The sequence below is a fragment of the Faecalibacterium butyricigenerans genome, assembly GCF_020687345.1.
GTDB lineage: Bacteria > Bacillota > Clostridia > Oscillospirales > Ruminococcaceae > Faecalibacterium > Faecalibacterium butyricigenerans.
Map to the genome: position 1 here is coordinate 1 of NZ_JAJEQL010000037.1, position 20,004 is coordinate 20,004.

15 protein-coding genes and 1 pseudogene are annotated in these 20,004 nt (G+C 62.1%); 12 read left to right on the forward strand and 4 right to left on the reverse strand.

Translation table 11 applies throughout. From position 1 onward, the window contains the following. Together LKD23_RS11015 and LKD23_RS11020 are read left to right on the forward strand one after the other, a co-directional pair. Positions 1 to 357 (forward strand): annotated as a pseudogene (locus LKD23_RS11015) (hypothetical protein); the annotation flags it as partial. A 59-nt stretch (positions 358 to 416) separates the two neighbouring features. After that, a complete protein-coding gene (locus LKD23_RS11020) occupies positions 417 to 1,781 on the forward strand; it encodes an MATE family efflux transporter (RefSeq protein ID WP_227621693.1) in 1,365 nt (454 codons plus the stop codon). Between the two features lie 54 nt (positions 1,782 to 1,835). On the opposite strand, the gene LKD23_RS11025 is transcribed toward LKD23_RS11020, so the two are convergent. Beyond that, positions 1,836 to 2,852, reverse strand: a complete 1,017-nt coding sequence (locus LKD23_RS11025; protein ID WP_227621694.1) for an ATPase P — start codon at positions 2,850 to 2,852, stop codon at positions 1,836 to 1,838. A gap of 65 nt (positions 2,853 to 2,917) precedes the next feature. Continuing rightward, positions 2,918 to 4,276: an MATE family efflux transporter gene (locus tag LKD23_RS11030; protein ID WP_227621695.1), complete on the reverse strand. Its 1,359-nt coding sequence runs from the start codon at positions 4,274 to 4,276 to the stop codon at positions 2,918 to 2,920. Positions 4,277 to 4,562: 286 nt separating this feature from the next. On the opposite strand from LKD23_RS11030, the gene LKD23_RS11035 reads away from it, so the two are divergent. The 7 genes from LKD23_RS11035 (at position 4,563) to LKD23_RS11065 (ending at position 14,021) form a co-directional block, all read left to right on the forward strand. Further along, positions 4,563 to 6,218 (forward strand): putative manganese-dependent inorganic diphosphatase, encoded by a 1,656-nt coding sequence (locus LKD23_RS11035; RefSeq protein WP_227621696.1) that lies wholly within the window; start codon positions 4,563 to 4,565, stop codon positions 6,216 to 6,218. Positions 6,219 to 6,225: 7 nt separating this feature from the next. Continuing rightward, positions 6,226 to 6,555 carry an acylphosphatase gene (locus tag LKD23_RS11040; RefSeq protein WP_227619361.1) on the forward strand — a complete coding sequence of 110 codons (330 nt, stop codon included), beginning with the start codon at positions 6,226 to 6,228 and terminating at the stop codon, positions 6,553 to 6,555. Between the two features lie 528 nt (positions 6,556 to 7,083). After that, positions 7,084 to 8,517 (forward strand): Wadjet anti-phage system protein JetA family protein, encoded by a 1,434-nt coding sequence (locus LKD23_RS11045; protein ID WP_227621697.1) that lies wholly within the window; start codon positions 7,084 to 7,086, stop codon positions 8,515 to 8,517. Next, on the forward strand, positions 8,501 to 9,109 hold the full coding sequence (locus LKD23_RS11050; RefSeq protein WP_227621698.1) for a DUF4194 domain-containing protein: 609 nt from the start codon (positions 8,501 to 8,503) through the stop codon (positions 9,107 to 9,109). The genes LKD23_RS11045 and LKD23_RS11050 overlap by 17 nt, the downstream gene beginning before the upstream one ends. After that, positions 9,106 to 12,429 (forward strand): ATP-binding protein, encoded by a 3,324-nt coding sequence (locus LKD23_RS11055; RefSeq protein WP_227621699.1) that lies wholly within the window; start codon positions 9,106 to 9,108, stop codon positions 12,427 to 12,429. Before LKD23_RS11050 ends, LKD23_RS11055 begins: the two co-directional genes overlap by 4 nt. After that, a complete protein-coding gene (locus LKD23_RS11060; protein ID WP_158389154.1) occupies positions 12,426 to 12,659 on the forward strand; it encodes a hypothetical protein in 234 nt (77 codons plus the stop codon). Before LKD23_RS11055 ends, LKD23_RS11060 begins: the two co-directional genes overlap by 4 nt. A gap of 12 nt (positions 12,660 to 12,671) precedes the next feature. Beyond that, the gene (locus LKD23_RS11065; protein WP_227621700.1) at positions 12,672 to 14,021 is read left to right on the forward strand and encodes an MATE family efflux transporter; all 1,350 of its coding nucleotides are present in this window, start codon (positions 12,672 to 12,674) and stop codon (positions 14,019 to 14,021) included. Between the two features lie 210 nt (positions 14,022 to 14,231). Here the strand turns inward: LKD23_RS11065 and LKD23_RS11070 are convergent, their stop codons facing one another. Together LKD23_RS11070 and LKD23_RS11075 are read right to left on the reverse strand one after the other, a co-directional pair. Then, positions 14,232 to 14,771, reverse strand: a complete 540-nt coding sequence (locus LKD23_RS11070) for a histidine phosphatase family protein (RefSeq protein WP_227621701.1) — start codon at positions 14,769 to 14,771, stop codon at positions 14,232 to 14,234. 9 nt (positions 14,772 to 14,780) lie between these two features. After that, on the reverse strand, positions 14,781 to 15,902 hold the full coding sequence (locus LKD23_RS11075) for a ketopantoate reductase family protein (RefSeq protein ID WP_227621702.1): 1,122 nt from the start codon (positions 15,900 to 15,902) through the stop codon (positions 14,781 to 14,783). Between the two features lie 146 nt (positions 15,903 to 16,048). On the opposite strand from LKD23_RS11075, the gene LKD23_RS11080 reads away from it, so the two are divergent. From LKD23_RS11080 to LKD23_RS11090, 3 genes are all read left to right on the forward strand, one after another. Continuing rightward, complete coding sequence (locus tag LKD23_RS11080) at positions 16,049 to 16,969, forward strand: LysR family transcriptional regulator (protein ID WP_227621703.1); 921 nt, start codon at positions 16,049 to 16,051, stop codon at positions 16,967 to 16,969. Positions 16,970 to 17,308: 339 nt separating this feature from the next. Further along, complete coding sequence (locus tag LKD23_RS11085; RefSeq protein ID WP_227621704.1) at positions 17,309 to 18,814, forward strand: carbon starvation CstA family protein; 1,506 nt, start codon at positions 17,309 to 17,311, stop codon at positions 18,812 to 18,814. A gap of 307 nt (positions 18,815 to 19,121) precedes the next feature. Then, on the forward strand, positions 19,122 to 19,745 hold the full coding sequence (locus tag LKD23_RS11090; RefSeq protein WP_227621705.1) for a phosphatase PAP2 family protein: 624 nt from the start codon (positions 19,122 to 19,124) through the stop codon (positions 19,743 to 19,745). Positions 19,746 to 20,004 lie beyond the last annotated feature (259 nt).

Here is a 20,004-nt window from a genome sequence, read left to right on the forward strand (position 1 = left end):
TTCATCCGCTTCTGGCTGCTGCGGTTTCGTAAGCTCAACATGAACCAGAAAGATCAGCGGCAGGCATTGGTGGATACGTTCATCAATTCGATTTATCTGTACGATGATAAGGTTTTGATAACCTTTAACTATAAAGAAGGTACACAGACCATCACGTTTGAGGAAGCGGCTCAAGCCGCATCAAAAGAAAATGGTTCGGATTTGGATTGCTTTACTGCACCAAGAAAGGCCCGTACACATTGTGTACGGGTCTTTCTTTATTGCAGATGCAATTTCCAGCCTGTCGGAGCGTCTGCCGGGAGAACTCATTTTCAGAAGTCAAGAATCATATTGCAAAAAAGTAAAACTCCTTTATAATAGAGCTTGTGCCCCGGTGTGCGCGGGCACCGCTTCGGGATAAGAAAAAGGAAAAAAACATGAGTTCATCCACAAAGTCACTGACCGAAGGCCCTCTGGCCAAACAGATCCTTCTGGTCAGCCTGCCGCTGGTCCTGTCCAACCTGCTGCAGGTCCTCTTCAACATGTCGGACGTGGCCGTGGTGGGCCGCTTCGCAGGCTCTACCGCCCTCGGTTCGGTGGGTTCCACCAGCATCTTCGTCACCCTGTTCACCGGCTTTCTCATCGGCCTGAGCAACGGCATCAACGTGCTGGTGGCCCGGTTCTACGGCGCACGCCATGCCAGCGATGTGGAAAAGACCGTCCACTCGGCCCTGCTGGTCAGTCTGGCGGCGGGCATCCTGCTCCTGCTCGTCGGCCTGCTGGGTTCACCGGCCTTGCTCCACCTGCTCAACACCAAAGAGGACCTCTACCCCGGTGCAGTGCTCTACCTGCGGGTCTATTTTCTCGGTATGCCGGCGCTGGCCCTCTATAATTTCGGCAACGCCATCTTCAGCGCCATCGGTGAGACGAAGAAGCCCCTCTATTACCTCTGCATCGCGGGCGTGCTGAACATCCTGCTCAACCTCTTCTTCGTCATCGTCTGCCGTCTGGACGTGGCAGGCGTGGCGCTGGCCAGCGCTATCTCCCAGTGCGTCTCGGCCTTCCTCGTCCTGCGGGCGCTGACCCGCGTGAAGGACTGCTACGCCCTCGACTTCCACAAAGCTGCTCTCGACCCTGCCACTACCCAGCGCATCCTTGCGCTGGGCATCCCGGCCGGGCTTCAGAACGCCATTTTTGCCATCGCCAACCTCTTCATTCAGGCCGGTGTCAACTCCTTCGACTCCCTTATGGTCAAGGGCAACTCTGCCGCCGCCAATGCTGACAACCTGATCTACGACGCCATGGCCGCCTTCTACATGGCCTGTGCCAGCTTCATGAGCCAGAACTACGGCGCAGGCAAGCCCGACCGGGTGAAGAAGAGCTACTTCATCAGCCTCGTCTACTCCTTCGGCGTCGGCCTCGTGCTGGGCGGTGCCCTCTTCCTCTTCGGGCGGGAGTTCCTTGCCCTCTTCACCACCGAGAGCGCCGTCATCGACGCCGGTATGAAGCGTGTGGGCGTCATGGGCTTTGCCTATTGCATCTCGGCCTTTATGGACTGCACCATCGCCGCCTCCCGCGGCCTTGGCAAGACGGTGGTCCCCACCGTCATCGTCGTCCTCGGCTCCTGTGTGTTCCGGGTCATCTGGGTCTACACCATCTTCGCCCACTTCCACACCATCCCCTCGCTCTACCTGCTCTACCCCTGCTCCTGGGCGCTGACGGCCATCGCTGAGATCTTCTACTTCGCCCACTCCTACAAGGAGAGCATGAAGATCTTCTCCCAGCCTGCCGCTGAGCTTTAACAGATAACAAAAATGCCATCGCCGCGGGGCGATGGCATTTTTCATTTCCCGATCTTACTGATAATCGTGGTTGAGGAACATGGCCTTGATCTGGACGATCTCGTCATACTCCTCCTGCTCCACCTGAACGTCGGCGTTGACCTCCTTGAGGCGGTTCTTTACCGCTGCAAGGGCCTCGGGCAGGGTCACGGCCCGGCCCTCCTGAATGGCGTCGGTCATCTGCTTGAGCACCACAGGGTGGGCGTAGATATCCGGCACCGGGAAGCTGCCGCCGGGGTAAGCCCGGATGTACTCGGCCATGGCTGCTTCGGCCTTGTCGGCCCGGGCCATGATGGACTTGTGGTTGTTGTGGGCCGTGGGCATCATGTTGTAGCTGGAAAAGAGGAAGATGGCCGCAAAGCCGAACAGGGCAAAGTAGATGCCGTAGTTTCCGGTGTGGTTGAGGATGCTCTGGATGCCATAGGCCGCAGACGCCACACCGAGAAGGCTGATGATGAGGGCTACATACTTATACACCGGCTTGCTCTGCAGCTGAGCACGCTTGCGGCGCTCGGCGGCGCTCAGTTCCTTGGCCAGCTCCGGCTTCTTGGCGAGGTAGTCCGCCGCACGCCTGAGCTGGCCCACGCTCTGCTCGGCCTCTTTCGAGAGCTGGGGCAGCCTGCGGGCAGCTTTCTCCTCCTTCTGACGGGCAAGCTCGGCCTCACCGGCAGCGCTCAGACGGGGGATGTTCGGCTGTTCCTTCGCCAGAACTTCCAGCAGGGCGTCCACGTCCCGCTCATCCTTGAAGTTGCACTGCTTCTGCTTGCCGCCGTCGTACTCCACCACGAGGTAAGCCATCGAGGCGAACATCCCCTTGCCGGAGAAACCGCCCTCACTCATGGCGACCCGCTTGAACACCCGGCTGATGCTGCCGTAGGGCAGATAATACCGGCGGTCGATGTAGAAGCTGTTGAGATAGAGGGCTTTTTTGCCCACGCCGCAGGGGCCGATCTTTTTGCAGGTTTTCTTATCGGCTTCCAGCGTTGCCTTGTCCAGATGGGCAAGGCCCAGTTGTGCAGGATGAAACAGCATAGGAGATCCCCTTCTTTCTTTTCCCTCATTCTGCCACTCTGAGCAGAAAAAAGCAAGAGGCAGTTTCAGATGACCGTTTTTTCAAGCCATCTTCCCCGGACAAAGCGCACCGCAAAGCAGAGGGAGCGGAACACCCAGTCGAGATACATTCCCATCCAGATGCTGAGCAGCCCGCCGCCCATCCGCAGCACCCACAGGTAGCAGAAGCCTACCCGGAAGACCCACATGGACACGATGCTCACCGCCATGGTGAAGCTGGCGTCGCCGGCGGAGCGGAGGATGTTGGGCAGGGTGAAGCTGGAGGGCCAGAAGAAGAGGGAGACGATGTTGAACCACATCATGACCTCAAGGGCCATGGCCGAAGCCTCCGGCGAAAGGTTGAACCACGACAGCGCCCAGCGGTCGGCAAAGAAGAAGCCCGACAGGTTCATGACCCACGCGCCGCAGTAGGCCACCAGAAGCAGGCGGCGGGCATACCAGACCGCCTGCTCCTTCTCGCCCGCGCCGAGGCACTGGCCCACCACCGTGAGCACCGCCATGCTGACGGCGTTGGCCGGGATATTCAGGAAGGTGCTGGTGGTGTTGGCCACGGCGTTGGCGGCGATAGCGGCGGTGCCGAGGGTACTGGTGAGGCTGGCCACCGACAGCTTGCCGATCTGGAACATCCCATTCTCGATGCCCGCCGGGATGCCCACCCGCAGGATGCGCCGGATCAGCCCGCCGTCCGGCCGGAGGGCCGACAGCCCGGTGATGCGGAGCATACAATCCGGCTTCTGCAGCAGGAAGAGGACGGCGCAGCAGGCCACCGCGCGGGAGATGAGGCTGGCCAGCGCCGCGCCCATGACCCCCATCCCAAAGCCGAAGATGAGGATGGCGTTGCCGCCGATGTTGACCACATTCATCACGAGGCTGGACATCATGCTGATCTTGCTGTTGCCCTGCGCCCGGAAGAGGGCCGCGCCCGCATTGTACAGACCGATGAAGGGGTAGCTCAGGGCCGACAGCAGGAAATACGTCTCGGCGTACCGCATGACGTCGGCGTCGATGGCGCCGAAGATGCCCCGCAGGATGGAATGGCGGCCCACCACGACCACCGCCGCCACCAAAACGCTGAAGCTGGACATGATGAACAGGATCTGTGCGGCCGCGGCCCGGGCGTTCTTCTCCTCCCGGTGGCCGATGTACTGGCTGGCGACCACCGCGCCGCCGGTGGCCAGTGCCGTCATGATCTGGATCATCAGGGTGTTGAAGGTGTCCACAAGGCTCACGCCCGACACCGCCGCCTCGCCTACCGACGACACCATGAGGGTATCGGCCAGACCGATGGTGACGCTCAGGGCCTGCTCCGCGATAAGCGGCAGCAGCAGCGCCGTCAGCTGCTGGCGGGTAAACAAAGGCTTCGACTCGAATTTTGTGCTGGTCATTCGTTCCTCCGCGCTGCCCCCCGAGGGGGCTTTTCTTAAAAGTAGACAGACATATTCTTATGATACAGCGTCCTCTCCGAAAAGGCAAGGAGATGTATACAAGAATCTCTCAAAATTTTAAGATTTCCGCTCTTCTGCACCACTTTACCCCCCTTCTATCTTGTGTTACAATGAAAGCTGCCAGAGTGCCGCCCTTTTCTGCGCCGTGCAGGGGCGCAGAAAAATCGGGCCGACGCTCCGGCATGACAGATAAGAAGGACAAGACCCATAAAGGGGGAAGGAATCCATGCCAAAGACAGCCCATAAGGTCGTGGTCATCGGGCATCGCAACCCGGACACCGACTCCATCTGCTCTGCCATCGCTTACGCAGAGCTGAAAAATAAGACAAGCTCCCTCGTCTGCGAGGCCCGCCGGGCCGGACGGATGAATCAGGAGACTGAATTTGTGCTCAGGCGGTTCGGCGTCCAGCCGCCCCGGATGTGCACCGACGTCAACCCCAAGATCCGTGACGTAGACTACCGCGAGATGCCCGGCATCCCCGGCTCCACCAGCCTGCGCAAGGCGTGGCAGATTATGCGCGACCAGCAGATCGACACCCTGCCCATCACCAGCGCCGACAACGAGCTGGAGGGCGTCATCACCGTGAAAGACATCGCCACGGCCAACATGGACATCTTCGATACCGGTGTCCTCGCCAAGAGCAAGACCACCTATAAGAACATCCTCGACACCCTTGGCGGAACCATGGTGGTGGGCGACGAGAGCGCCGTCTGCACCACCGGACACATCAAGATCGGCACCGCCACCCCCGAGATGCTGGAAAACAGCGTCGAAAAGGGCGACATCGTCATCCTGACCAACCGCTACGAGAGCCAGCTCTGCGCCATCGAGAAGGAAGCCTCCCTTCTCATCATCTGCAACGGGGCCAAGGTGGGCCGCACCATCCAGCGCATCGCCGAGGAGACGGGCGTGGCCATCATGACCGCCCCCTGCGACACCTACGCCGCCGGCAAGCTCGTGAGCCAGTGCGCCCCCATCTCCTACTATATGACCCGCAACGACATCGTAAAGTTCACCCTCGTCACGCCGGTGGCCGACGTCACCCGCGTGATGGCCAAGGTGCGCCACCGCTACTTCCCCATCCTCGATGAGGACGGCAAGTACTGCGGCATGGTCAGCCGCCGCAACATCATCGCGCTGCGTAAGCGCCGCATCATCCTCGTGGACCACAACGAGGCCACGCAGGCCGTCGAGGGCTTCGATCAGGCCGAGATCCTCGAAATCATCGACCATCACCGCATCGGCAGCCTCGAGACCAGCGGCCCGGTCTACTTCCGCAACCAGCCCGTGGGCTGCACCGCCACCATCATCACCCAGATGTACGACGAGAACGGCGTCGAGATCCGGCCCCAAATCGCCGGTCTGCTGCTGGCAGCCATCCTCTCCGATACACTGGTCTTCCGCAGCCCCACCTGCACTCCCGTCGATGTCTCCGCCGCCAACCGCCTCGCCAAGATCGCAGGCGTCGAGATCGATGCCTTTGCCTCTGAGATGTTCGAGGCCGGCGAGAAGCTGGACGGCAAGACCGCCGAGGAGGTCTTCCTGCAGGACTTCAAGGTGTTCATGTGCGGCGACGTCCGCTTCGGCGTGGCGCAGGGCAGCTATATGACCCGCAAGAACCTCAAAGCCGCCCAGCAGCTGCTCACCCCCTATCTGCCCGAGGCCTGCGGCAAGCAGAACGTGGAAGACCTCTATATGCTGCTGACCGACGTGCCCAAGGAGGAGAGCGTGGTCATCTGCACCGGCCGTCATGCCGACGAGATGCTGCGCAGCGGCTTCGAGAAGGAGCCGGAAGAGGACGGCAGCTGGACGCTGCCCGGCGTCGTCAGCCGCAAAAAGCAGTTCATCCCCGCCCTGATGAGCGCATATCAGGAGCTGTAAGCCGCTTATGTTCGATTTTCTGAATGAAAAGGACCGCCAGCCCCCCGCCCTGCCCGAGGGCACCGTCCGGCGGCGGTACTCCATCGAAGGGCAGGTGCAGGGCGTGGGCTTCCGCTACCGCGCCCGGTACGCCGCCCAGAGCCTTGGCCTCACCGGCTGGGTGGAGAACGAGGACGACGGCTCGGTCACGCTGGAGGTGCAGGGCGACCCGGCCCTCTTCCTCAAGCTGTTCGCCCTCATCCAGCGCAGCGACTATATCCAGATCACCTCGCTCCGCCAGCGCGACCTCGCCCCCGACCCATGGGAGCGGGATTTCCGGGTGCGCGGCTGCTGGTAAACGCCTCTTATAAACACGAAGCCCCCCGGAGTCCTGCATTCCGGGGGGCTGTTGTGCATCTATCAGGAGTAGTTCCGCCTTGTATTACGAACGAGTACATTGTCGGGGAGTTCTTCTAAAAATAAGGCTATCACAAATTCGTGGAAAATGTGTGTAATTTCAGGAAAAGATTGGAGAAATCCTTCCGCACATCTTACTTTTTTTCACGTTCTGGTTGACAGAGCACCAAGGTTGTGCTATCATTGAGTCAATCATTGTCAAGCCTTTCCGCGGCTCTGCCGCTCGGCTTGGGAATAAGGGAGCGCCGCACGGGCCGGCAAAGGGGTTTTATACCGCTTTGCCGGCCTGTGTTTTTATATTTGCCGCCGGGGTGCAAATCCCTGTCAACTGTGGTACAATATAGCAAACCAATTTTTTAATGCACCGGCAACAACATTGGTTTGCATATCGCAGATATGCTGTTACGGTTGCGCTAATTTCTAGCCTTGCGATAGAAGTCGAACTTTACAGAGCGAAAGGGGCATACGGATGCAGTTGTTTGAACTGGTCAGCCCGCGGCTGTTCCGCCCGCTGGCGGGGCCGAACCGGGCATTTTATGCGGAGCTGCTGCTCCTGCTGTGGGAGGAGTGCCGCCACACGGCAGATTACAGCATCCTGCGGGCCGAGGCCGTGTCCCGGGCCGAGGACTATTTCGCCGCGCTGGCAAAGCCTCTGGCGCTGGACGCGGATGACGCGGGCGATGAGGCCGAGCAGCCCACCCGCGACCCCCACACGCTGGCGCTGGGCTTTCTGCTCCGGCTGCGGCGCACCGGCTGGCTGACCGAACAGCCCGGCAGCTACGAGGAAGAGCCTGCGCTGGCCTTCGTGCCCGAGGTGACGCCCCTTCTCGAGGCGCTGGAAGAGATCCTCAACCCCCGGGTCGTCACCTATACCGGCAAGCTCTACAAGGCGTGGCAGTTGCTGCAGAATGTGGGCGAAGAGAAAAGCCCCTACGAAAACGTGCTGCGGGAGGTGGCAGGCGACCTTGAGGCGCTGAATCGCTCTCTCCGCGCCCTCAACGCCTCCATCGGCCACTACATCGACCGCCTCACCCGCAACCGCACCCCGCAGGAGGTGCTGGAGCTGTTCGACCAGTACGAGGAGAAGGTGGTGGCTGCGGCCTACCACCGCTTCAAGACCAGCGACAACCTCTTCAACTACCGTGCCTTCCTCGAAGAAGGGCTGGACAACTGCGAGGCCAACTACCTGCCCCAGCTGGCGCTGGACTACGCCCGGGTAGAGCGCTGCGCCCCCGGCGAGGCAGCCCCCGCCGTCCGCGCCCTCATCCAGAAGCAGCGGGATGCACTGGAAGAGATGAGCACCCTCATCCGGGAGATCGACGCCAGTCATGTCCGCTACCGCAAGCGGGCCGTCCAGCGGGCGCAGTTCCTGCTGCTGAGCGACCGTTCGGCGCAGGGCAGCGTCACCGCCCTGCTGCGTCGGTACGCCGAGGAGATCAAAACGCCGGACCAGCTCTTTGAGCCGGACGACGGCCCGCTGGCCGGGCGGCTCCATCTCTGGCCGGTGCAGGTCTTCGGCGAAAAGCCCCTCTACCCGCCCGCCGCGCCCCGCACCGACACGCCGCTGGCCCCGGTGCAGGCCGGACAGCTGGACGAAGCGCAGCTGCGCCGGGAGCAGAAGCTTCTTCTCGACTACGCCCGGATGGCCGTCACCGAGGAGAATGTGGACATCCTCGCCCGACAGGCACTGGCCGCGCGGCCCCGGGTCGCAGCCTCCACCCTCGCCGACGAGTACCCCGGCGACTTTGCACGCATCATCGGGCTGCACACCTACTCCCAGTCGCCCCGGCGCTGCTATGACATCCGGCTCACCGGCGAGTGGACCCAGCGGGGCGGCTTCCGGTTCGAAGAATTTATCCTGACACCCCGCAAGGAGGAGGCCGAAGATGACCGAAACGAATAAAATGCTGGAAGAATGCGCAAATTATCTGCTCAACCACTGCTTTGTGCTGGGCGGCGTGGAAGACCAGCGCGCAAAATATCTCTACGTCCAAGACCACCTCAGCGAGGTGCGGGCCGTGTTTGCACCGCTGGGCTATGCCGTGGTGCTCTACCCCGCCCCGCTGCAGGCGGCCGCCCTCGTCAACGAGCACGAGGGCAGTCAGGCCCGGCTCCTGAAATACGAGAGCATCCTGCTGCTGGTGCTGCGCCTGCTCTATCTCCAGAAGCGGGAGAGCCTTTCCGCCAGCGCCGATCAGGTGCTTGTGACCGTCGAGGAGGTGCAGGCCGAGCTTCAGAAGATGAACCTCCCCCGCCGCCTCGACCAGCCCACCCTCGAGCGGCTGCTGCGCACCCTGCGCCGGTACAATCTGGCCCGGCCTGTGGGGCGGCTCTCCGGCCTGGACAGCCGCATCGAAGTATTCCCCACTGTATTGCTTGCTCTGCCGGACGCCGACCTCGCAGACGCTGCCGCTGAGGCAGGCCGCACCCGCAGCGAGCTTTCGCTTTATGAGCGGCCGGAGGACGGCGCAGCTGCCGTGGAGGTGGAAGAATGATCGAATTAAAGCGCCTGAAGCTCATCAACTGGCACAACTTCGAGAACGTGACCTTCGACTGCGCCCGCCTGACCTATATGATCGGCGTCAATGCCGTGGGCAAGACCACCATCCTCGACGCCATCCGCTACTGCCTGACCACCAACCGCAGCTTCAATGCACTGGGCAATAAAAAGAGCGGACGCACCCTCCAAGGCTCGGTCCACGCCAAACAGCGCGGCGAGAACGCCTACCGCCGCCCGGGCCGCACCGTTGCCTACATCGGCGCGGAGTTCTGGGACAGTGCCAAGCGCACCCCCTTCGTCATCGCCGTCCGGGTGGAGTCGGAAGGCCCCATGCAGGAACTGCACCCCGGCGATCAGACATGGTATCTCTCTGAGGACGGCTGCACCCTCGAGCAGCTGCCCTTCATCGACCCCCGCACTGGCGCGCCCAGCTCCAAGGAGAACTTCAAGCCTGCCGTAGGGCGGCTCTCCTACACCCGCAGCCCCGGCGAGGCCCGGGACCGCATCTGTCGGGCGCTGGGCATCGGCCGGGCCGCAAGCCCGCTGGGCAAGAAGTTCAACGAAGTGTTCCAGATGGGCACCAGCATGGACGAGATCCCGAACTTCCGGGAATTTCTGTATCAATACATCCTGCCCCAGCCCGAGCTGGACCTAGAGGCCCTGCAGGGCGACCGCGTGGAGCTGGAGAACCTCCACGCCGTGCTGGCCGAGGCCCAGACCCGCGCCACCGCGCTGGAACAGATCGTGGCCTATGGCCGCGAGGCCGCCCAGAAGGAGACGGAGGCCCTCGTCAACCGGGGCACCGCCCTGCTGGCCCGGGCCGAAGAAGCTGCCGCCGGGACGAGCCGCTGGCAGGAGCATCTTGCCGCCGGAAAGCGCCAGCATGAGGAGCTGACGGCCCGCTATGCCGCCGCCAAGGACGCCGAAGCCGAAGCCCGCCGGGCCTATCTCACGGCCCACAGTGCCGCCGCCAGCGGCGAGGGCCGGGCGCTGGACGCCCTGAGCGAAGAGCTTTCCCGCAAGAAGACCGCACTGGACAAGGCCAGCCGCGCCGCCGCCAAGAGCGAAGCCGCCGCCGGAAAGGTGCAGACCCTCTTGCAGAGCCTCCACCGGAGCGGCTTCCCCGTGGAAAAAACGCTCTGGCCCGCCTCCCTGACCGCCGAGACCCTGCCCCAGCTCCAAGCCGCCCTTGCCGGACTGGAAAAGCCGTTGGAAGAGCAGTATTTCGCCGCGCGGCAGACTGCCGACGCCCTCACTGCCGAGGTGCAGGCGAAGCAGGCTGAGCTGGCCTCCGTCTCGGGCGGCCGGTGGGTCTACCCCCACGGCGACGCCGCCACCAAGGTGCGGGACGCCGTGAACGCCGAGCTGCAGAGCCGGGGCATGACGCCGGACGCAAAGATCTTCTGCGAGCTGCTGAGCGTCGAGGACGAGAGCTGGCAGGACTGCGTGGAAGCCTGCCTCGGCGACCGCCGGTTCGACATCCTCGTGCCGCCGGCCCACTATGCCGCCGCCAAGAGCGCCTTCGTGGCCCTGCGGGACAAGGTCGGCCCCATCAGCCTGCTGGACACCCCCAGCATCCGCACCGCCAACCGGAAAGCCGACTCCGCCCCCGCCGACAGCCTCGCCGCGCAGGTCCGGAGCGAAAACCCGCTGGCTGCGCAGTATGCCGACACCATCCTGCGGCGCATTGTCTGCTGCGACACCCCCGACACGCTGGAAAACTATCCCGACAGCGCCACCCGCGACCTGCTGCGCCATCATCCGTTCCGCCTCGAGCGTCTCCGCACGCCCCAGCGGTACATCGGCCTCGACGCACGCCGCGCCCGGGCCGAGGCGCTGGCCAAGGCGCTGGATGCGCTGTCTGCCCGCAGCAAGGAAGCGGCCCAGTCCGCCGCCGCCCTCAAAGCCGCCCGGGACAGCTATCAGGATGTGCTGCACAGCAGCGTCATGGACGAGCTGGCCGGGCTGTGGGACGCCCGTGCCGCGCAGGAAGCGGCCCGGGCCGACTGCGCTGCACAGGAGCAGAAACTGGCCGAGTGCCGGGAGAACCCGATGCTGCAGCAGCTCTACCGGGAGGACGAGGCCCGGGAAGCCGCATGGGACGCCGCCCGCGCCGCCGTGGAGACGGCAGGCGGCGACATCCGGGTCTGCGAAAAGCAGCTGGCCTCCTGCGAGGCCGAACAGGTCAAGGCCGGGGAGACGGCCCGGCTGGCGAAGGAGGCTGCGGACCGGTTCTTCGGCCAGTATCCGCTCCTTGAGCCGCTGGCCCGGGAGCGCTTCGCCGCCCTCAGCAAAGAGAAGGGGGCGCACGCTGCAGCCCAGTCCGCCGAAAAGGCGCAGGCCCGGCTGGACGATGCGCTGGCCGTCTACCTCACCGGCACGCTGGAGCCTGCCCAGAAGGAATACAACACCCGCTATGTCTGCGACTATCCGCTGGGCCTTGCGGGCATCGAGCAGTACCGCGCCCAGCATGAGAGCCTCGTGCGCATCGACCTTGAGCGGTACGCCGCCCGCCTCGAGCAGGCCCAGCGGGACTGCAAGGACCGCTTCCGCAAGGACATCCTCTTCCGGATGAAGGACGACATCTTCAACGCGCGGCGGCAGTTCCGGGAGCTGAACAAGGTGATGGAACAGCTGACCTACGGCGAAGAGGTCTACCGCTTCGAGCTTGGCCCCAGCCGTGACCCCCAGCTGGCCGCGTTCTATCAGGTCATCGTGGACAAGGGAAACCAGCAGATGACCGACGGCGACTCGCTGGACAACCTCGCCGCCACCGCCGACCCCGTCTATGAGCGTCAGGTGGACGAGCTGATGGAAAAGATCATGACCGATGTGGACGAGAACACCCGCGCCCGTCAGGAGGGACGCCGCCCCGAGGGCGTGGCCCTCTCCGATTACGTGGACTACCGCACCTATCTCGACTACGACATCAAAGTGACCAACACCGTCTCGGGCCAGCAGGCCTCCCTCTCCCGGGTCAGCCGGGATTCCTCCGGCGGCGAGAATCAGGCCCCCTTCTATGTGGCCATCTGCGCGTCGCTGCTCCAGATCTATCAGAAGAGCGAGAACAGCATCCGTCTGGTGCTGCTGGACGAGGCCTTCAGCAAGATGACCAGCGACCGCATCCGCCCCATGATGGAGCTGTTCCGCCGGATGCAGTTACAAGTCCTGCTCATCTCCACCGTCGAGAAGAGCACCGCCATCCAGCCCTACTGTGACATCACCTATTCCATCGTGCGCCACGGCGATGTGAACGCCATCGCGCCCTTTTACCGTCTGAACCCATCTGACAACCGACAGGAGGCCGAACCTTGAACGAACATCTTGTAAAATTCTGGCTCTTTGCCACCCACTGGACGGAGCTGGACACGTTTGACAACGAAGAAGAGCTGCGGGACGAGATGGAGCTGCTCCACCGCCAGAACCTGCCCACCAAGGTGCGTCAGCGCACCCGAAAGGACGGCGGCGAGGAGCTTGTGCTCTACGTCAAGCAGGCCGACCGGGATTATGCCCGCTACTGCACCGGCTGGCGGCCCGGAATGTAACAAGGAGCACCCATGTCAAAGCAGAAAATACAGTTGTCTGACCATTTCAACTACAGCCGCCTTTTGCGGTTCGTGCTGCCCTGCGTCGGCACCATGCTGTTCACCTCCATCTACGGCATCGTGGATGGCCTGTGCGTCTCGAACTTTGTGGGCAAGACGGCTTTTGCCGCCGTCAACCTCATCATGCCCGTGCCGATGCTGGTCGGCTCGGTGGGCTTCATGCTGGGCACCGGCGGCAGCGCCATTGTGGGCATCACGCTGGGCGAGGGCGACCGGGAAAAGGCCGACCGCTATTTCAGCCTCTTCGTCTGGACGGCCCTCCTCGCGGGCATCGTCCTCGCCGCTGTCGGTGTTCTCATCGTCCGCCCGGCGGCGGCGCTGCTGGGCGCAGAGGGCGAGATGCTGGACTACGCCGTCCGGTATGGCCGCCTCCTGATGGCCAGCCTGCCCACCTTTATTTTGCAGAATCTGTTCCAGAGCTTCTTCGTCACCGCCGAAAAGCCCCATCTGGGCTTCGCGTTCACGGTGGCGGCGGGCGGCACCAACATGGTGCTGGATGTCCTGCTGGTGGGTATGCTCCACGGCGGCGTGGAGGGCGCAGCCATCGCCACCTTCATCAGTCAGGCCGTGGGCGGCGTGCTGCCCCTGTTCTACTTCCTCAGCAGGCGCTCCACCTCCTCCATCCATCTGGGCCGCACCCAGTGGAACGGCGGCGTCATCCGCAGCGCCTGCATCAACGGCTCCTCGGAACTGATGACCAACCTGTCCATGTCTCTGGTCAACATCCTCTACAACTACCAGCTCCTCCGCTTCGCGGGCGAAAACGGCGTGGCGGCCTATGGCGTCATCATGTACGCGGCCTTCCTCTTCGTGGCCGTCTTCGTGGGCTATGCCGTCGGCAGCGCCCCCATCGTCAGCTACCACTACGGCGCACGCAACCACGCCGAGCTGAACAACCTCTACTCCAAGAGCCTTCGCCTCATCGGCGTGGTGGCCGTCCTCATGACGGCCCTCTCCATGGTCCTCATCCCCTATGTGGCCCGCATCTTCGTGGGCTACGACGCCGAGCTGCTGGCGCTGACCAGCCACGCCTTCCGCGTCTACGCCCTGAACTTCTTCCTCATGGGCTTCAACGTCTACGGCTCCTCCTTCTTCACGGCGCTGGGCGACGGCGTGACCAGTGCGCTCATCTCCTTCCTGCGCACCCTGCTGTTCCAGCTGCTGGCCCTCATCCTCCTGCCCCTCGTGCTGGGCATCGAGGGCGTCTGGCTGGCCGTTACGGTGGCCGAGGCCGGTGCACTCTGCGTCACTGTGCTGATGTTCGTCCGGAAAGACAAAGTTTTCCACTACCGCAAGGCTTGAGAAGCCGTTTTCATAAGCATTGCACACCGCTTGAACGGCCTTTTTGCTCGCATACTGCGTTGCTTTCCCTTGCAATCCGTCAGGATTGCTGCGGAAAATCGCCTTGTCTGCGGAGCAAATATCCTCGTCATTCGGTGCACCCTGCTTACGAAAACAGCTTCTAATGTTGAAAAGAAAGGCCGCCGGGAGCTTCCCGACGGCCTTTTGCTGTTATTCGAACCGATATTCCACCATCTCGCAGTTTTTGATGCCTGCGGCGGCGTAATCCTCGTTGGTCATGTCGTGGAAATAGGATTCTACCACCCGGGCGATGCCGTTATGGGCCACGAGAAGATAGGTCTTGTCCTCGTCCTGCCGCAGCTCGTCCAGCAGATTGTAGATGCGCTGGGCCAGCTGCATCATGCTCTCGCCGTCGCCGTAGCGGTCGGCGAAGTGGGTCTTGGAGATGCGGAACTCCGCGCCGTCCCGGGGCGTGCCCTCATAGCGGCCGAAGCACTGTTCCCGCAGACGCGGCTCACAGCGGGCGGGCAGGCCGGTGGCCTCGGCCACGGCCTTTGCGGTGTCGGCGGCGCGGCTCAGGGGCGAATAGAGGATCTCGTCGATACGGACGCCGCTCTCCCGGACCTTCCGGCCCAGCTCCCGGGCCTGCTGACGGCCCTTCTCGGTGAGGGGACTGTCGGTCATGCCGCAGATCTTATTCTCGACGTTCCAGACCGTCTCGCCGTGACGGGCGAAATAAATGTTGTGCATGGCATCTCCTTATTCCTTGTGGTATCCGGCCTCGATCTCCCGGATCTTCTCGTAGAAGAAATCATTGGCCGGGGTGGGCATCCCGTGCTTTTTCGCCAGACGGCGGACGACGCCCGCAAACTCCTCCACCTCGGTGGGACGCTGGGCGAGGACATCCTGCCGCATACTGGGCATCCCGTCGGGCTTGAAGGTGGGGGCCATAGACTCGAGGAAGGCCTTGTGGTTGTCGGCAGGCAGGTTGACTCCCTCCAGCACCGACAGGTCGATGACCTCCTGCATGGCCTCGAGCATCTTGTCGTAGGCCGGGCCGGGCTTGGTCAGGCCGCCGTAGGGCAGGTCGAAGGCTGCGGCGGCCTGATTCAGGCCGTCGTTGACCATCAGCTTGCTCCACTGTTTGAAAAGGATGTCGCTGCACGGCTCGCTGGCAATGCCGCAGGCGGTGAGGTACTCATCCACGGCCCTGACGCGGTCGGTCATCTCGCCGTTCTTCTCGCCGAACTGGATGCGGCCCGGCGCGCCAAAGGTCAGGCTGCGGCCCACACGGGTGGCGTCCATACCGATGGCGACGCTCCACAGACAGTGTCCCGGGTAGACGGCCTCAATGTCCTCTTCGCTGGTGATGCCGTTGAGGACGCTGAGGATGATGGTATCCGGGCCGATGAACTTTTTCATGTCCCGGATGGCCTGTTCCAGCACAGTGGCCTTGACGGCCACCAGAAGGAGGTCCACCGGCTGGCCCTGCTCGGGGGTGACGTAGTCAAAATGGCACTCCTCGCCGTTGCAGACCACCGGCTGGGCCGAGTAGCGGGCGATGCGCCCGGCGTCCGCAATGACCTTCACGCCGGGCATCTTCCGGCCAAAAAGAATGCCCAGTGCACCCAGACCGATGAGGGCCGAAGTCTCGATCTTTTTCATGCTGTTCCTCTCCTTTTTCAGTTCCATGCCGTCCCAGAGCACCCGGTCTCCCTCGCCGATGCCCTGCCGTATCAGCGCGGCGTCGGGGCAGGACAGGGTCTTCCGGGTGCCGTCCGCCGCCTCCACCGTCACATCACAGCAGACCTCGGCCCCTTCGGGCAGCTCCTCGCAGCCATACATCTGTTCTTCGATGCGCAGAACGCGGCAGCGCTCCATCTGCTCCACCTCCTGCCCCGCTCCTGCGCGGGGCGTTTTCCTTTATTATAAGCCGGGCGGTCCGGCCCGTCAACCACAGCTTGACACGTCTGCCGCCGGGCTGATAAAATAGAGGGGAATCTGCGTTGACAGGGGGAGGAAGGGCTTTGACCATCACGGAACTGCGTTATCTCGTTGCGATCAAGAAATGGGGGTCGGTGAGCGCTGCGGCAAAGCAGCTCTACGCCGCCCAGCCCAACGTCAGCAAGGCGCTGAAGAATCTGGAAGAGGAGTACGGCCTGCGCATCTTCGAGCGCTCCTCCACCGGCATGATCCCCACTGAGCAGGGACGTCGGTTCATCGAGCAGGCCGCGCGGGTGCTGGAAGAGGTGGACCGCCTCACCGAGGACGCCCACCACGCCCGGGAGCGCTGCGCCGAGCTGCGGGTGATGATCCCCCACGCCACCTACGCCTCCTATGCGGCGGTGGATTTCCTGAAGGAGGCTGCCGGGGCCGACCAGCTCCGCATCCACATCCGGGAAGGCGGCTCGATGGAGGCGCTGGACTTCGTGCTGCGCCGGGGCTATCATCTGGCGCTGCTGCGGTATGCCGCCGAGGATGACGACCACTACACCCACTACTGTGCCCGCCGAGGCCTCAAGATGGAGCCGGTGATGGAGTTCGAGTACCGCCTGCTCACCAACCGGGACGGCCCGCTGGCCAGACACGAGGTGAAAGACCTCGCCGAGCTGAACCATTATATGGAGATCATGCACGACGACTTCCAGCTGCCCGGCGAGGACGGCGGCGACGGCGTGCGCTGGCACGTCAACGACATCCGCCGCATCCATGTCTACGAGCGGTGCAGCCAGTTCTCCATCCTGCAGCAGCTGCCCTCGGCCTATATGTGGGCCTCTCCCATGCCCCAGCGGGCGCTGGACCAGTTCCATCTGGTGCTGCGGAAGTGCCCCGCCCAGCGTCAGGTCATGCGGGACGTGCTGGTCTACCCCGACCACGGCGCACTCCGCCCTGAAGAGCAGACCTTTATCGACCTGCTCCACCGGGAAGCCGCCCTCACGGTAAAATAAGCCCGCCGCTTTCGGCAGAAAAGCCACGAAAAGAGGCAAAAAAGCGGGTTTCCCTGGCACTCTGCACAAAAATGAGCCAAAATTTTCGGCGATATGTCTCCCGCATCTTCCCGGGAGCGTTTCAAAGGGAAACGCCCTTCATTTTTTCTCTTATCTGCGTTAAAATATGGCACATCGCCTCACAAACAAGGTGATGTGCCATATATTTTTTGATATACAGCCCATACCAGAAGCATATTATCCATTTTATGAAGAATGTGTTAACATAAGGCCAAGGATGATTTTGGCAGCTGGCAGAATGGGGCCAGCTTGCAGAAAATCAAAAAGGAGGTTTCTGGTATGATTAGTTTCTTACTCTGTTTAGCGATCCTGATCGGCGGCTACTTCGTCTACGGCAAGATCGTTGACAACACGTTCGGACCCGATGACCGTGAAACTCCTGCTGTCCGCATCAACGACGGCGTTGACTACGTCGTGATGCCTCAGTGGAAGCTGTTTCTGGTCCAGCTGCTGAACATCGCGGGCCTCGGCCCCATCTTCGGCGCACTGCAGGGTGCTCTGTGGGGTCCTGTGGTGTTCCTGTGGATCACCTTTGGTACCATCTTTGCCGGTGGTGTGCATGACTACTTCTCCGGCATGATGAGCGAGCGCAATGACGGCGGCTCTATCGCAGAGATCACCGGCAAGTACCTCGGCCCTGTGATGCAGAACATCATGCGTGTGTTCTCCGTCGTGCTGCTGATCATGGTCGGTACCGTGTTCGCAGTCGGCCCCGCCGGCCTGATCGTGACCCTGTGCAAGAACAGTGGTATGTCCGGCGTTCTGACCACCACCCTGTTCTGGCTGATCATCATTCTGGTCTACTACTTCATTGCGACCTTCATCTCCATCGACGCCATCATCGGTAAGATCTACCCCGTCTTCGGCATCTGCCTGATCATCATGGCTGTCGGCGTTATCTTCGGCATCTTCACCAACCCCGCTTACACCATCCCCGAGATCTGGGAGCACTTCGGCAGCATGCATCCCTCCGGAACTCCGATCTGGAGCTTCATGTTCATTACCGTTGCCTGCGGCGCTATCTCCGGTTTCCACTCCACCCAGTCGCCTCTGATGGCTCGCTGCATGAAGAGTGAGAAGCAGGGCCACTTCGTCTTCTACGGCGCAATGGTCTGCGAGGGCATCATCGCTCTGATCTGGGCCGCAGCTGGCTGCTCTCTGTACGAGATCACCGGCGGCCTGAACACCGGTCTGGCAGCTGCTCTGGCTGAGGGCCAGTCCGCCGCCATCTACGACGTCTGCTCCAAGACCATGGGCGGCGTGGGCATCGCGCTGGCTATGATCGGCGTCGTCATCTGCCCCGTCACCTCTGGCGATACTGCATTCCGTTCCGCTCGTCTGACTCTGGCCGACTGGTTCAAGATCGATCAGGACAGCTACGCAAACCGCCTGAAGCTCTGCGTGCCCGTTCTGGGCGTCGGCGCTTTCCTCGGCATCGGCAATGCACTGGGCTTCATCAACTACACCGTTATCTGGCGCTACTTCAGCTGGACCAACCAGACTCTGGCTATGATCGTCCTGTGGGCTGCTTCCATGTACCTCTTCCAGGAGAAGAAGAACTACTGGATCACCGCTGTTCCCGCTACCTTCATGAGCGCAGTCTCCTCTACTTACTTCGTTCTGGCTCCTGAGTGCCTCGGCAGCATCCTCAACAGCAAGACCGCTGAGGGCGCTACCATCTACAACACCGCTGTTGCGTATCCCTTCGGCGTCATCTTCGCCGTCGCAATGCTGGCCATCTTCCTGCACGCGACCAAGAAGAATACCCAGAAGAAGGCTGCATAACAGCCCGGCGTACTCGTCTGAGTTTCGCCGCCGTCTGAGTGTACCCATTCCGGACGGCACTGCTTGAATTTCAAGCGGCAAGCCGCTGCCAGCTGGCAGCGGCTTGTTTTTTGTTTGTGGGCCAGAAACAGCCGACCATATGCACAATTTTTCGCAGCGTGTTTTAGTAAGATTGTCAGATTTTTGTCTTGTTTTCTTCCTGCTCAGGGCGTATAATGCTATGCTGCCGGGGTAAGTCCGAAACGTGTGCCCCAAAAAGGAAGTGTTATCGATGCGCAGCTGGTTTGCACGCCATCCTGTCTCTTTCATGGCTCTTTATACGGTATTTTATCTGACCGCATTCCACTGGCTTGAGGTGAACGTCACCGTCCCCGCCATCTGGGTGCACTGTCAGCTGGACGATGTCATCCCCTTCTGCAAATACGCCATCGTCCCTTATTTTGCTTGGTTCGCGTGGATCCCCTTCACCCTGTTCTATCTGCTGCTGCGGGGCGACCGCAGCGACTTCTGGCGGGTCTGCCTGTGCCTGTTCACCGGCATGACCATCGCTCTGAGCTGCTACGTCCTGCTGCCCACGGGGCTTGCCCTGCGGCCCTACCGGGTGTATGGCAGCGACATCTTCGCTCGTCTGGTGCGGATGCTCTACGCCGTTGACAGCTCCAAGAACGTCTGTCCCTCCATCCACGTCTTCAACTCGGTGACTCTGATGATCGGCTACCGCCGCAGCCGCTGCTTCGACGAGCCGCGCCGCCGCTGGATGCGGCCTGCCGCCAATGTGCTGGGCGTTGCCATCATCCTGTCCACCATGCTGCTCAAGCAGCACAGCTGCATCGACGTGGCGCTGGGCGCAGCGCTGGCCTTTGCGCTGGACGCCGCTGCCAGCAGCCTCGAGCGCTCGGGAGAGATGCACCGCATTCCGCAGCGGCTCTGAGCCGTTGTTGACCCTCAGGTTTCTCTGGGAGAGACCTGAGGGTCTTTTTTGTATCCTCAAGTTTTCTGCGCGCCGGTGGCGCGGGTTAATCGCTGTTGTAGTAGGGCTTAGTTCTCTTTTGCGTGCCAAGAGAGAACCAGAAATGGTTCTCGCGCTGGTAGCGCGGGGGATGTTTTTTCTTACGGTCAAGCGGCTTGCGCTCCGCGCGGGCCAGAGGCAGGGAGGGGTGTTTCGACTCCCCCCTCCCTACCTCTGGACT